Source organism: Porifericola rhodea (assembly GCF_030506305.1).
GTDB lineage: Bacteria > Bacteroidota > Bacteroidia > Cytophagales > Cyclobacteriaceae > Catalinimonas > Catalinimonas rhodea.
The window spans coordinates 639,304-651,964 of sequence record NZ_CP119421.1 but is presented as its reverse complement, the minus strand read 5'-3'; the positions used below and the strand labels follow the sequence as shown (position 1 = coordinate 651,964).

At 40.7% G+C, this 12,661-nt stretch carries 12 protein-coding genes; 11 read left to right on the top strand and 1 reads right to left on the bottom strand.

Annotation, left to right across the window (positions count from 1 at the left end):
- The first annotated feature begins 80 nt into the window (after window positions 1-80).
- The 3 genes from PZB74_RS02855 to PZB74_RS02845 all read left to right on the top strand — a co-directional run bounded on the left by PZB74_RS02855 (window position 81) and on the right by PZB74_RS02845 (window position 1,899).
- The gene (locus PZB74_RS02855) at window positions 81-701 is read left to right on the top strand and encodes a hypothetical protein (RefSeq protein WP_302240616.1); all 621 of its coding nucleotides are present in this window, start codon (window positions 81-83) and stop codon (window positions 699-701) included.
- A gap of 4 nt (window positions 702-705) precedes the next feature.
- The gene (gene yihA, locus PZB74_RS02850) at window positions 706-1,302 is read left to right on the top strand and encodes a ribosome biogenesis GTP-binding protein YihA/YsxC (protein ID WP_302240615.1); all 597 of its coding nucleotides are present in this window, start codon (window positions 706-708) and stop codon (window positions 1,300-1,302) included.
- Window positions 1,303-1,443: 141 nt separating this feature from the next.
- Complete coding sequence (locus tag PZB74_RS02845) at window positions 1,444-1,899, top strand: DUF5606 family protein (RefSeq protein ID WP_302240613.1); 456 nt, start codon at window positions 1,444-1,446, stop codon at window positions 1,897-1,899.
- Between the two features lie 62 nt (window positions 1,900-1,961).
- Here the strand turns inward: PZB74_RS02845 and PZB74_RS02840 are convergent, their stop codons facing one another.
- Window positions 1,962-3,422: an NADP-dependent isocitrate dehydrogenase gene (locus PZB74_RS02840; RefSeq protein ID WP_302240612.1), complete on the bottom strand. Its 1,461-nt coding sequence runs from the start codon at window positions 3,420-3,422 to the stop codon at window positions 1,962-1,964.
- Between the two features lie 256 nt (window positions 3,423-3,678).
- Here PZB74_RS02840 and PZB74_RS02835 point away from each other — a divergent pair, with 256 nt between their 5' ends.
- The 8 genes from PZB74_RS02835 to gatA all read left to right on the top strand — a co-directional run bounded on the left by PZB74_RS02835 (window position 3,679) and on the right by gatA (window position 12,656).
- Entirely contained in the window at window positions 3,679-4,464 is a 786-nt protein-coding gene (locus PZB74_RS02835) for an enoyl-CoA hydratase/isomerase family protein (protein WP_302240609.1), read from the top strand.
- A gap of 69 nt (window positions 4,465-4,533) precedes the next feature.
- Window positions 4,534-6,033: a lipopolysaccharide biosynthesis protein gene (locus PZB74_RS02830; protein WP_302240607.1), complete on the top strand. Its 1,500-nt coding sequence runs from the start codon at window positions 4,534-4,536 to the stop codon at window positions 6,031-6,033.
- Window positions 6,034-6,104: 71 nt separating this feature from the next.
- Window positions 6,105-6,545 (top strand): dUTP diphosphatase, encoded by a 441-nt coding sequence (gene dut / locus PZB74_RS02825; protein WP_302240605.1) that lies wholly within the window; start codon window positions 6,105-6,107, stop codon window positions 6,543-6,545.
- A gap of 520 nt (window positions 6,546-7,065) precedes the next feature.
- Window positions 7,066-8,826, top strand: a complete 1,761-nt coding sequence (locus PZB74_RS02820; RefSeq protein WP_302240604.1) for a tetratricopeptide repeat protein — start codon at window positions 7,066-7,068, stop codon at window positions 8,824-8,826.
- Window positions 8,819-9,607 (top strand): lipoprotein insertase outer membrane protein LolB1, encoded by a 789-nt coding sequence (gene lolB1 / locus PZB74_RS02815; protein ID WP_302240603.1) that lies wholly within the window; start codon window positions 8,819-8,821, stop codon window positions 9,605-9,607. Before PZB74_RS02820 ends, lolB1 begins: the two co-directional genes overlap by 8 nt.
- Window positions 9,594-10,823, top strand: a complete 1,230-nt coding sequence (locus tag PZB74_RS02810) for a murein hydrolase activator EnvC family protein (RefSeq protein ID WP_302240602.1) — start codon at window positions 9,594-9,596, stop codon at window positions 10,821-10,823. Before lolB1 ends, PZB74_RS02810 begins: the two co-directional genes overlap by 14 nt.
- Before the next feature lie 188 nt (window positions 10,824-11,011).
- Window positions 11,012-11,218, top strand: a complete 207-nt coding sequence (locus PZB74_RS02805) for a Sec-independent protein translocase subunit TatA/TatB (protein ID WP_302240601.1) — start codon at window positions 11,012-11,014, stop codon at window positions 11,216-11,218.
- Between the two features lie 13 nt (window positions 11,219-11,231).
- Window positions 11,232-12,656, top strand: a complete 1,425-nt coding sequence (gatA, locus tag PZB74_RS02800) for an Asp-tRNA(Asn)/Glu-tRNA(Gln) amidotransferase subunit GatA (protein WP_302240600.1) — start codon at window positions 11,232-11,234, stop codon at window positions 12,654-12,656.
- Window positions 12,657-12,661: the final 5 nt, after the last annotated feature.

Sequence of the window (12,661 nt, the reverse complement as noted above, 5' to 3'; positions counted from 1 at the left end):
ATAACATAATTGCTGCTCAAATTGCTGTAGGGCAGCGCCGTAAAACTAATCTTTCTGTATAAAAATCACATAGTTTTTTGATGAAGAATACAATCTGGCTCTCGCTGTTATTTTTTTTGTTTGCTGCCTGCACTTCACGTATCAACCGGCAAAAGGAAGATCAGCTTACTGAAGAACAGTTTGATTCGCTGCGTACGGTCTACTATGGCTTAAATGATAGCCTGGCTCAGTCCTGGGCCGTAATGATGGAAGATGATGACAAAAAACTTACTAACTTGCAGCTTCTGATAGACGAAATTCGCAGGGCAGACTATTATGGTGCCGATACGCTGGACTCTTTGGAACTAATGGTAGATATGCTGAAGGATTTGCGCTATGACTCGGTAAGTGTAGCTAACTCTATGCTTATAGACAGTTATGATAGTGCTAATGACGTAGTGAGTAATACAATTATAGACTATGTAGACGATATGCAGGCAGATGCTGTAAGTCCTATGATCAGTGTTTTGCGCGATCAGATTGTCAATTCTAATAATAGCATATTGCTATACCGTATTCGTTATGATCGCTTCAGTGAAGATTTTAACATATTTCTAGAGAAGTACAAAAATGTAATGTCTACCATAGATAGCAGTGGCGGGCCGGTGTATAAGCGACCTATGTTTCGTTTAGTGAATGATTTTAGAGAAGAAGATAATTAAGAATATGTTGGTAAAAGAAGCTGAATTTGTAAAAAGTGCTTCAGATGTAAAGCAGTGTCCAGAGAGCCGTCTGCCGGAATATGCTTTTATAGGAAGGTCAAATGTGGGCAAGTCTTCGCTCATAAATATGTTGACCGGGAGAAAAAAACTTGCTAAAACTTCGGGTAAGCCCGGCAAAACACAACTGATCAATCACTTTAAAATTAATCAGCAATGGCATCTGGTAGACCTACCGGGCTATGGCTGGGCCAAAGTGAGCAAAAGTAAGCGTGCAGACTGGGGGGTAATGATAGAAAACTATCTTTTACAACGCCCTCAGCTGGTTTGCCTGTTTATTCTTATAGATTCCCGCATACCTGCTCAGGAGATTGATCTAAGCTTTATGGAATGGGCAGGAGTAAAGCAAATTCCTTTTGCTTTGGTATTTACCAAAGTAGATAAACAGTCAATCAATAAAACTCAGAAATCTATAGCTGCTTATCGCAGAACATTAAAAAAAGAGTGGGAAGAGTTACCTCCCATCTTTGTTACTTCATCTGTAGACAGTACTGGCAAAGAAGATATATTAGAGTACATCCATAACACAATGGATTTAGCTTAGGTGCTAGCGCTATAAAAAAAATGACGGCAGAGCATCAGTTTTTCAACAAATCAGCTTTACTTTGCCGTTCATAAAATGAAAGAGAGCCCTGGTGCGTTTTAGCTTTCAGAACTTGTTGAACAACCCAAAAAGATAAAATTCATGGATTTGAATGAGATTGCATCCATTTCTGGAAAAGGAGGATTATTTCATATTGTAAAGCCTACCCGCAGCGGTGTTATTGTAGAGTCATTAGATGACCAGAAGAAAAAGCTGGTTATCGGAGCTAACCATAGAGTATCGGTGCTTAAAGAGGTATCTATTTATACGACAGATGCAGAAGGCGCAGTACCTCTGGAGGATGTCTTCAAAAAAATACATGATGAGTTTGGCGACGATCCTGGCGTAGACACTTCGGATAGTGAGGAGCTAAAGGCTTTTACCAAACACGTAATACCTGAATATGACGAGGAGCGTGTGTATCCTTCGGATATGAAGAAGCTGGTCAACTGGTACAAAATACTACTACAGTACGCTCCGGAAATTTTTGAAGACAAAAAAGAAGAAGGCGAAACTGAAGATAAAACAGAAGAAAAGAAAGAAGAAAAAGACGCCTAACATTTAGGATCAAAAAGCATAGTATTGAAAAAGCAGGCGGTAAGCCTGCTTTTTTTGTGTTCCTAATCTCCTCTTGCTGAGGAAAAGGCACGTTTGCCATTGAACTTATAAAGATGTTCGGTTTTGATAAAATCAAGTTTGGCCTCATCAAAACGGCTAAGCAAATCAATAATTTGTTTATGACTTACTACTTCATCCTCAGACTCTGAAGATACAAAACGACAACGCCAGTGGTCAGTAGCAAAAGTTTCGGGTTTGCCTTCAGGGTAAACTTTTACTCCACGGTTGGTGATCATATCCAGCTTAAAGTCTGACCCACTTAGTTCTTCCAGTTTTTTGCCCAGTACCTGAGGGTCTCTGTTCCCTTCTTTCCAGTCTAAAAACACATCTACCCCGATTAACTCTTTCTTCAAGTTAGGATTAGAGGGAGTCGTCTGATGCAGTTTGCTTCCTTGAACTGGTTCAAATTCTGCGGGCTTCAACTGCTTGGGTAGTTTGCCTAAGTTATCTATAACCGCCTTGGCAAAGCCTTGTGTACCTACAATTTCTTTACTAGAGCCCGGACGGAAAATATCTGCCGTGTGAATGCCGTCTTCCATAGTTTTAAGCCATGCGTTATTAATCTTGGTGGCAATTTCGGGCTGCCCGATATGTACCAACATCATAATTGCGGCATTAATTAGTCCGGAAGGGTTGGCAATATCCTTTCCTGCTATCGGAGGTGCAGAACCATGAATAGCTTCAAACATAGCGCAAACTTCGCCTACATTAGCAGATCCACCCAGTCCGACAGAGCCGGCAATTTGTGCGGCAATGTCAGAAATAATATCACCATAGAGGTTAAGCGTAACCACTACGTCCAGTGTTTCGGGTTTATCTGCCAGAATAGCGGAGCCTATGTCAATAATCATATGCTCTTTCTCTATCTCCGGATATTCTTCTCCTATCTCGTCAAAAATTTTATGAAAAAGACCATCAGCCAGCTTCATAATATTGTCTTTGGAGAAGCAGGTAACCTTTTTGCGATTGTAGGCCTTAGCATATTCAAAGGCATAACGGATAATTTTTTCGCTACCAGGGCGACTAACCAGCTTAAGACTTTGTACTACTTCTTCAGTTTGCTGGTGTTCTATACCCGCATACAGGTCTTCTTCGTTCTCCCTTATAATTACCATGTCCAGGTTGTTGTGGCGGGTAGCTACATAAGGGCTGTAAGAGCGGCATGGGCGTACATTAGCGTACAGGCCGAGGGTAGTACGTGTAGTAACGTTAAGCGATTTAAACCCGCCACCCTGAGGGGTAGTAATAGGCGCTTTGAGAAAAACCTGCGTCTCACGCAATGAGTCCCACGAAGAAGGCTCAATACCGGCAGGGTTGCCCTGCTTAAACACTTTTTCTCCAATTTCTATCACCTCAGTCTCTATCTGGGCGCCGGCAGCCTCAAGTATGTCCAGCGTAGCTTTCATAATCTCTGGCCCGATGCCATCGCCATGTGCTACAGTGATCTTTTTCTTATTAGCCATAAAAATAAATTTGGGTTAGCATATGATATTAACTAAGCAGTATTACTTGGCGACCTAAAGTAAAGCTATAAAGCTCAGAAAAGCAGCATTGCAGTGTGTAAATGCAATAAATTACTTTAAATAGTAACTCTTTAACTATAATGTATCCTTTGGGTTTATCAGAGCGTGAAATAAGTTCAGAAAAGACAATTAAGAGTAGCGCTTTTTGAGTTTAGTACACCACCTGTTATATTTGGGCAAAACATAAGGCATTGAGATGACGAACTTTAAGTTTCTCACTACAACCCTTGAAGAGGGGGTTTTAATGATCACCATTAGTCGCGCAGACAAAATGAACGCTCTGAATAAGGCCACCCTTGAAGAACTGGGGGAGGCTTTTCAGGAAGTGTACGATGATAAAGATATAAGAGGGGTGATAATTACCGGAGAGGGGGAAAAGGCTTTTGCTGCTGGTGCTGATATCGCGGAAATTGCTGAACTGAATGAACTAAACGGGAGAAAGTTCTCTGAAATAGGGCAGGAGGTTTTTGCACTAATAGAAAAATGTGATAAGCCCGTAATCGCAGCAGTACATGGTTTTGCATTAGGAGGAGGCTGTGAGTTGGCTATGGCCTGTCATCTTAGAGTAGTATCCAGCAATGCGGTATTTGGGCAGCCCGAAGTTAATCTTGGGCTTATTCCTGGTTTTGGCGGTACCCAAAGGCTTACGCAACTTGTAGGTAAAGGGCGGGCTCTGGAGATGATGATGACTGCGGATACCATTTCTGCTGAAAAAGCATTAGAAATAGGGCTGGCTAACTTTTTGGTAAAGGATAAGCAGGAGCTGATAGAGTTTTCAAACCGATTGATGCGAAAAATCATGTCAAAAGCACCTTTGGCTATTGGTATGGTCATTGACTGTGTAAATGCGGCTTTTGCGGGTGATGAAAATGGGTATCAGACTGAGGCTAACAGCTTTGCGGCTTGCTGCAAATCTAACGATTTTGAGGAAGGTACTCAGGCTTTTCTTTCTAAGCGCGAAGCACACTTTACCGGAGAATAGGCGACTAGGTACGTTGTTTGTAGGGCAGTAGTGAATGTTCAACCTCCCTACTGAAGGGCGCCTTAATCTATGAATCCACTAAAAAAACTGGCTGGGCAGACTGCCTTTTACGGTGTAAGCACCATTTTAGGCAGGCTCCTCAACTATGCACTTGTGCCGCTCCATACCTCTGTGTTTGAAGACACGGCTCAGTATGGTGCTATAACAGAGTTGTATGCGTACGTGGGCTTTCTCAACATACTCTATACGTATGGTATGGAGACTGCCTTTTTTCGCTTTGTCTCCCGCAAAGAGATAGCTCCGCAAGACCAGCAAAAGGTATATAGCTCTGCGGTTACGGCTGTTCTAAGTACCAGCTTTATTTTTTCTGCAATTATTATCGGGGCTTCCGGAGGTATTGCCAGTCTTATTGGCTATCCGGAGAGTAGTCATATTATAATATGGCTGGGCCTTATCATGTTTACGGATGCGGTAATGGCTATACCATATGCCAAACTTCGTCAGGAAAACAGGCCTCTTAAATTTGCAGTCACAAAAATTAGTAGCATTGTTCTGACAGTATTGCTCAATCTATTCTTTTTAATACTACTGCCAAAAATTCATACTTACTCTTCTCTTCTGGATGCTATTTACTATCCGGATATGGGAGTGGGCTATGTATTTATGGCTAACCTTATTGGTAATGCAATTATACCCATACTGCTGTGGCGTAGTCTTGCACAGGTACGTTTAAGTATTGACTGGCAGGTATTTAAAAAAATGCTTGCTTACGGCTATCCTATTCTCATTATGGGCTTGGGTGGTATGGTCAACGAAAACATAGACAAATTACTTCTCAATGACTTGTTGCCCGCAGACTTTTACGCGGACATGAGCCCTAACGAAGCATTAGGTGCTTATGGCGCCTGCTTTAAAATCAGTGTATTAATGACGCTGGCGGTACAGGCCTTTCGTTACGCAGGAGAGCCATTCTTCTTTAGTCAGGCAGATAATAAAGAAGCCCCGGAGCTTTTTGCCAAAGTGATGCATTACTTTACTATCCTTAGCATCATTATTTTATTGGGTGTTAGCGTAAATCTTGAGCTGATTGGCAGCATGTTTTTAAGAAGCAAGGGTTATCTGGATGCTTTATATGTAGTGCCTTTTCTGTTACTGGCTAAATTATTGTTTGGCGTGTACAATAACCTCACCATCTGGTTTAAACTTACTGATAAGACCAAGTTTGGTACTTACTTTAGTATACTAGGTGCGATGATTACACTCTTTGGTAATATTTTATTGATACCTTATATAGGACTTTTAGGATGTGCCGTAGCCAGTATCGCATGTTATTTTGTAATGTGTATTATCTGCTATTACTATGGGCAAAAGTATTATCCAATACCCTACAACTTTACTTCTTCTATACTTTATTTAGTAGCTGCTCTTGTTATGGTATATGTTTCTTTCCAGATTAAAATAGAGCATGAGCTATTAAAACACCTGCTGAATATATGCTCAGTACTTGTTTTTATAGGTGTTGTCTACTTGATAGAGAGGAGGAAACTCCTATATCAAAGAATTTCTTAATTTACGCATGAAAGTAGTGTCCATTTGATTCATTGGGCACATAAAATAAGTTAAACCCTCTGAGAAATTTAATGAAAGTAAGAATCATCAATCAATCTGATCAGCCTTTACCGGCTTACCAAACTGCCCATGCAGCTGGCATGGACCTGCATGCTAACATTCAGGAAGAAATAACGCTTAAACCCCTGGAACGGGCTTTGGTAGGTACCGGCCTTTTTATTGAACTGCCCGTAGGTTATGAGGCACAAATACGTCCACGTAGTGGTATGGCATATAAACATGGCATTACCGTACTTAACAGCCCTGGCACCATAGACGCGGACTATAGAGGTGAAATTAAAGTGCTATTGGTTAATCTTTCCAACGATATATTTACGGTACAACATGGCGATCGTATTGCCCAGATGGTAGTAGCTCCTCATTCGCAGGTGAGCTGGGAAGAAACCAACAAACTGAGCCAAACAGATAGAGGTGCCGGGGGGTATGGAAGTACAGGTATTAACCTAAAGTAAAGTATAGAAAAATACTACTAAACCTTACGGCTCCTAAAAATATGATTACCTAAAGTAAAACTTAAGAACAAGTAGCTTAAAATTAAGCTGAGCGTACATTTTGTTTTGCTCAGGAGACTTAATTCATCTGCTTAATATAAGTCTTGAAGAACTCAGTGAGTTTTACTCCTGTTAATATAGCTAAGAGTATGAAGTTGTTGATATAACAGTTTAGTGAGCTGAAGACACTGCAAACACTTTATTAAGAATGCGCATGTTTAAGTACAGCAGTGTTATCGGATATGTAATTTTAAAAGATTCTGTGTCAGGTATTTTGCTTGTATTTGGCAATGTGCTTTAAATATTATCAGAAGAAACTGTTGTGCAGTTTTACAAAGCCTATAAGTATCGCGGATAATTTTAGGTTTTTGACTAATTTGAAATAGAAAGTATATTAAACTCGTTAATAAACATAATATGAAACCAGATTAACTATAGTCTGGTTTTCTTTCTTCGCTTTACAGCGACCAAAAAACGTTTAATGAAATTGAATATGCCGTTTGTTAGCCCCTTTCAGAGAGTGATTTTTGTGCTAGTAGCTGTTTTGATTACCTTCTCTACAGACAGTTTTGCACAAAAGAAAAAGAAGTCTAATCGTGAGGAAAGGAAAATAAGAGAGGCTACCTTCTACTTTACAGAAGGGGTAAAGTATTTTATTCTGAGTGAGCCAGACTTTGACTCAGAAAATATGGATAGAGCGCTTATGCTTTTCAAAAAATCATTGGAAAGTGACCCATCTAATAGTACAGCACACTTTAAAATAGCGACTATACTGGCAGGCCGTGGCGATTTGGACAATGCGCTTAACAATGCTAACAAAGCACTGGAGTTAGATCCGGAAAATCCTTACTTCTATACGCTTACGGCAGATATACTTACCAGAAAATCTAACTTTGCTGAAGCGGCGCAAATATATGAGCGTATGCTGGGCAATCTGGAAGATACTGACGAATACCTCTTTGATCTGGCTGCTATTTACCTCTACCAGGGAGATTACGAGCAGGGGCTGGATGTGTACAACCGTGCAGAAAAAATATTTGGTGTTAACCCTGAAGTGATCAGAGCCAAGCAGCAAATTTATTTAAAGCTCAATAAACTGGACAAGGCTATTGCAGAAGGCGAAAAGCTAGTGGGGGCTTTCCCTGGCGAAGCCGCTTTTGTAATGTCACTGGCAGAGATATTTGTATCCAACAATCGTGAGAAAGACGCTATCCCTCATCTGGAGAAGCTACTGGAAGCCTCACCCAACAATCCTGAAGCTCGCCTGATGCTATCTAAAATTTACCAGCGCACAGGAAGCGACAAAAAAGCAAGCCAGAACATGGAAGAGGCATTTGCTAACCCTGATCTGAGCCTGAAACTCAAGCTTGAGCTTATCGCTAAATACATAAGAGAGCTACCAAACAACGAAACTGAAGAAATGCTGCATGCATTAACAGATCAGTTAATAGAAACGCATCCCGATGAGGCTAATGCCTATGTGATTAAGGCGGACTTTTTGAATGCTATTAAGGATAGTGAAGGAGCTCGCGACAACTACCTGAAATCTCTGGACTTTGAAGAGACTAACTTTAATGTATGGCAAAACTTGCTTACTATAGAGTTTCAGGATTTGCAGGATACAGAAAGTGTAATTAAACATTCTGAGTCTGCTCTGGAGCTATTTCCCAATCAGGCGGTTTTGTATTTTTATAATGGAGCCGCTAATTCAGTATCCAAAAATTACGAAGAAGCTGCTTATGCCCTGGAACAAAGCAAACGACTGGCAAATAATGACGAACTACTGAAGTACAGTAGTATGTATTTGGGAGATGTTTATAACGAACTTAAAAACTACGATAAGTCTGAGCAGGCTTACGAAGCAGTACTTAAAATAGACCCTACCAACGATTATGTGCTAAATAATTATAGCTACTTCTTAGCACTTCGCGAAGAAAAGTTAAGCTATGCAGACAAGCTTTCTACCCGTCTGTTGGAACTGAACCCTGAAAATGCTAACTACCTTGATACCAGGGCCTGGGTCTTGTTTAAAAAAGGCGAGTACAAGCAGGCGCGTAAACTTTTAGAAAAAGCTATAGAAAAAAACAATAAGAGTGGTGTTATTGTAGAGCATTATGGTGATGTATTGTTCAAACTAGGCGAAGTAGACCAGGCGGTTAAGCAATGGATGAAAGCTAAAGGGATGGATGATACTTCTGATCTGATAGATAAAAAAATTGCGGACAGAAAATTATATGAATAAAACTACCCCGACCTTATTTTTTTGCCTGGCTTTACTTTTTGCCACAGCCTGTAGTAAAAAAACACTGAGTTTTAAAGACACGGCTATGGCTGATGAGTTTGCCGTAAATGACCTGAGTTTTGAGTACCTAAGCACCAGCAGCAAAATCAGGTTTGAGAACGACGACAAAAGCCTTAGCGCTACAGCCAATATTCGTCTGAAAAGAGACAGTATCATTTGGGTCTCAGTTACTCCGGGCTTTGGCATAGAAGCTGCCAGAGGGATTATTACTCAAGACTCGCTCATTTTTATTAACAGGATGAACAAGGAGTATTCTGCCTATAATTTTGAGGAGTTGAGCAGGAAATTTAATTTTAGCATTAATTTTGACCTGCTTCAGTCAGTATTATTAGGAGATATGCCAATTGAACCTGGAGCGGACGATCAGGTAAAAAAAGAAAGCGAATATTACGTAGTTAAGCAGGAGGAAGGGGATATTTATATCAATAATTATGTAAATGCCCGTAGCCTTAAGTTAGAGCGCGTAGCCATGCAAGACAGAACGAAAGAAGAGGTGATGGGCAAAACACGTGTCCGTAATAATACACTTAGCCTTAAGTATGGCGATTTTCAAATGTTAAATGAGCAGGTCTTTCCCTACGAAAACCTGGTTTCTTTAATGTATCAGCGTGACGGAAAAAAACGTAGAACAGAAATTGATATCCAGCATAAAAAAGCAAATATTACTGAAGAGGCACTACGTTTCCCTTTCTCTGTACCTGAAAAATATGTACGAAAGTAAACGCTTTCTAGCTAGCCTTCTTTTTTCTCTACTGCTTGTAGCTATGCTTCAGACTCCTGCCTGGTCGCAGACAGAGGCTGAAAGAAAAAAGCTAGAGAAAGAAAAAAAAGAAACCCTACAAAAGATAAAAGAGGCTCAGCAAATTCTTTCAGAAACCTCTACACGTAAAAAGAGTAGTCTGGGGCAACTCAACGCCATTAACAGGCAGATAGAAGCACGAGAGTCGCTGATTCAATCCATTAATGACGAGCTAAGTTTATTAAATAGCCAGATACGAGAAATTACCGGAGTCATAGAAGCTCTGGAAGAAGATCTGGTCAGACTTAAAGAAGAGTATGCGTATATGGTATATGCTACCAGCAAAACCAGTAATAGCTACGACCGTCTCATGTTCATATTCTCTGCTTCTACTTTTAATCAGATGTTTATGCGTATAAAGTATATGCAGCAGTATTCTGAGGCACGAAAAAATCAGGTTGAGCAAATACAAAAAGTAAAAGAGACCCTGACCAATCAAAGAAGCACCCTGGAAGGCAAACAGATGGAGCAGCGGGTGCTGCTGGACCAGCAGGTTATGGCCAATAAAGACTTGTTGGCGCTTAAGGCTAAGCAACGTAGCATGGTAAGAGACCTTAATGAGCAGGAAGCAGAGCTAAGGCGAGAGCTGGCTCAGCGTCAGAAGGATGTAGAAGAGTTAGATCAGTTGATAGCCAGCCTGATACGTAAAGAAATTGAGAGAAGTAATAAAAATAAAACAGCAGACCGAGTTGCTCTTAACTCCTCAAATGAAGCTGTTTCTGTATCATTTGAGCAGAGCAAAAACAGGTTGAACTGGCCGGTTAACTCTGGTTTTATCTCTCAAAAATTTGGTAGAAACCCGCACCCTGTCATGAAAAATATTATGGTGCCTAATGATGGTGTGGATATACAAACCGTTAAAAATGCTGAAGTACGAGCCGTTTTTGATGGCGTAGTAAAAGCGATCACACCTATACCGGAACCTGGTGACCTTAAAGCGGTAATTATGCAGCACGGTGAGTACTTTACCGTTTATTCCCGACTCAAGGAGGTAAATGTAAAAACCGGGCAAAAGCTCAAAGCTTCGGAGGCCGTAGGAATGGTCTACACAGATGGCAATGGGGTATCTATGCTGCAGTTTCAGATTTGGAGAAATAGCCAAAAGCTTAATCCTGAAGCCTGGCTTCAAAATAAATAAAGAAGTAATTGTACGTTTAAAGCATTTATGTACCTCTTTGCTATAAATACGGCTTCAGACTGGCATCTTTGAACGAACTTTTTTTACATTGCCAACCTTTGATTATTAATAGATAACTTTTGCGAGGCAGATATATTGGGTATATTTACATGTTCGTGAAAGCTTTTTCACATTAAAAAAATCACTCTATGCACACTACATTAGCATTTGTTGGAGGACTAGGAGGATGGGAGATTCTTCTGATTGTATTAGTTCTGGTAATATTTTTTGGCGCTAAGAAAATTCCTGAATTGGCACGTGGTTTAGGTCGCGGTATCCGTGAGTTTAAAGATGCCACCAAAGAAATTAAAGACGAGATAGAGGAAGGTTCTCATAACACTACCGCAAGCAAATAATCAGAATAATACCTTGAAAGATTTACGGTCTTTCAACCGCATACAAAAGTATTTGGTTGAGGGTACACTCTCCTGCGAAGATATTGTCAATACTTACTTGCAGAACATCCAGAGTCAGCAACATTTAAATGTTTTTCTGGATGTTTACGCCGATGAAGCTTTAGCACGTGCCCAAGAAGTGGATAAAAAGATCCGCAAAGGTACAGCTGGGCGTCTGGCAGGTATGGTTATTGGCCTAAAAGATGTTCTGTGCTATCAGGATCATAAGCTGCAAGCTAGCAGTAAAATTCTGGATGGCTTTTACTCACAATTTTCAGGTACAGCTGTACAACGCCTTCTAGACGAAGACGCCATTATAATTGGTAGGCAAAACTGCGATGAGTTTGCTATGGGATCTTCAAACGAAAACTCTGCTTTTGGGCCCACACGTAATGCTGCCGATCCGAATACTGTGCCTGGTGGTTCTTCAGGAGCCTCGGCAGTTGCAGTACAGGCAGGTATGTGTACAGCTGCTCTTGGTTCAGATACCGGTGGGTCGGTACGGCAGCCAGCAGCTTTTTGTGGAGTAGTAGGCCTAAAACCTACTTATTCGCGTATCTCACGTTATGGGCTTTTAGCCTATGCTTCTTCTTTTGATACCATTGGTATTTTTACCAATAATATTGAAGACAATGCACTGCTGCTGGAAATTATGGCAGGGAAAGACGAGTTTGACAGTACCGTAAGTCAGAAAGATGTGCCTGCTTATACTCAGGCATTGGAGGTAAAGCAAAAATACAAAGTTGCTTACATAGAAGAGACGCTGAGTGATGAAGGACTCAACCCTGAGATTAAAGCACAGACTGAAAAAGCTATTCAGTTCCTCAAAGCTGATGGGCATCAAGTAGAAGCAGTGCATTTTCCGATGTTGGAATATCTGCTGCCTACTTATTATATTCTTACTATGGCGGAGGCTAGTTCTAACCTCTCACGTTTTGATGGTGTCAAGTATGGCTACCGCAGTAAAGAAGCACAAAATCTGGAAAGCATGTATAAGAAAAGCCGTGCGGAGGGTTTTGGAGAAGAGGTAAAGAGGCGAATTATGCTGGGAACTTTTGTGCTCAGTGCCAGCTATTATGATGCTTACTATACCAAAGCCCAAAAGGTAAGAAGACTGCTAAGAGATGCTACTCTGAATATTTTAGCAGATTACGATTTTATCGTACTTCCCACAACGCCAACAACTGCATTCAAAATAGGGGCTACTAATACACCTCTGGAAATGTATCTGGCAGACTTATTTACAGTACAGGCTTCAATTGCTGGTGTACCAGCCATTTCTATTCCCCATGGAGAAGATAAGAATGGTTTGCCAATCGGCTTGCAGCTTATGACAGCCTCCTTTCAGGAAGAAAAACTTTTTGCATTATCTAAACATATTTTAGATAATTTAGGATAAAAGCA

Coding starts and splice junctions, on each gene's coding strand:
- PZB74_RS02855 (WP_302240616.1), top strand. CDS start 81: ATGAAGAATACAATCTGGCTCTCGCTGTTATTTTTTTTGTTTGCTGCC.
- PZB74_RS02805 (WP_302240601.1), top strand. CDS start 11,012: ATGCACACTACATTAGCATTTGTTGGAGGACTAGGAGGATGGGAGATT.
- PZB74_RS02835 (WP_302240609.1), top strand. CDS start 3,679: ATGACGAACTTTAAGTTTCTCACTACAACCCTTGAAGAGGGGGTTTTA.
- PZB74_RS02820 (WP_302240604.1), top strand. CDS start 7,066: ATGAAATTGAATATGCCGTTTGTTAGCCCCTTTCAGAGAGTGATTTTT.
- PZB74_RS02810 (WP_302240602.1), top strand. CDS start 9,594: ATGTACGAAAGTAAACGCTTTCTAGCTAGCCTTCTTTTTTCTCTACTG.
- PZB74_RS02845 (WP_302240613.1), top strand. CDS start 1,444: ATGGATTTGAATGAGATTGCATCCATTTCTGGAAAAGGAGGATTATTT.
- yihA (WP_302240615.1), top strand. CDS start 706: ATGTTGGTAAAAGAAGCTGAATTTGTAAAAAGTGCTTCAGATGTAAAG.
- PZB74_RS02840 (WP_302240612.1), bottom strand. CDS start 3,422: ATGGCTAATAAGAAAAAGATCACTGTAGCACATGGCGATGGCATCGGG.
- PZB74_RS02830 (WP_302240607.1), top strand. CDS start 4,534: ATGAATCCACTAAAAAAACTGGCTGGGCAGACTGCCTTTTACGGTGTA.
- dut (WP_302240605.1), top strand. CDS start 6,105: ATGAAAGTAAGAATCATCAATCAATCTGATCAGCCTTTACCGGCTTAC.
- lolB1 (WP_302240603.1), top strand. CDS start 8,819: ATGAATAAAACTACCCCGACCTTATTTTTTTGCCTGGCTTTACTTTTT.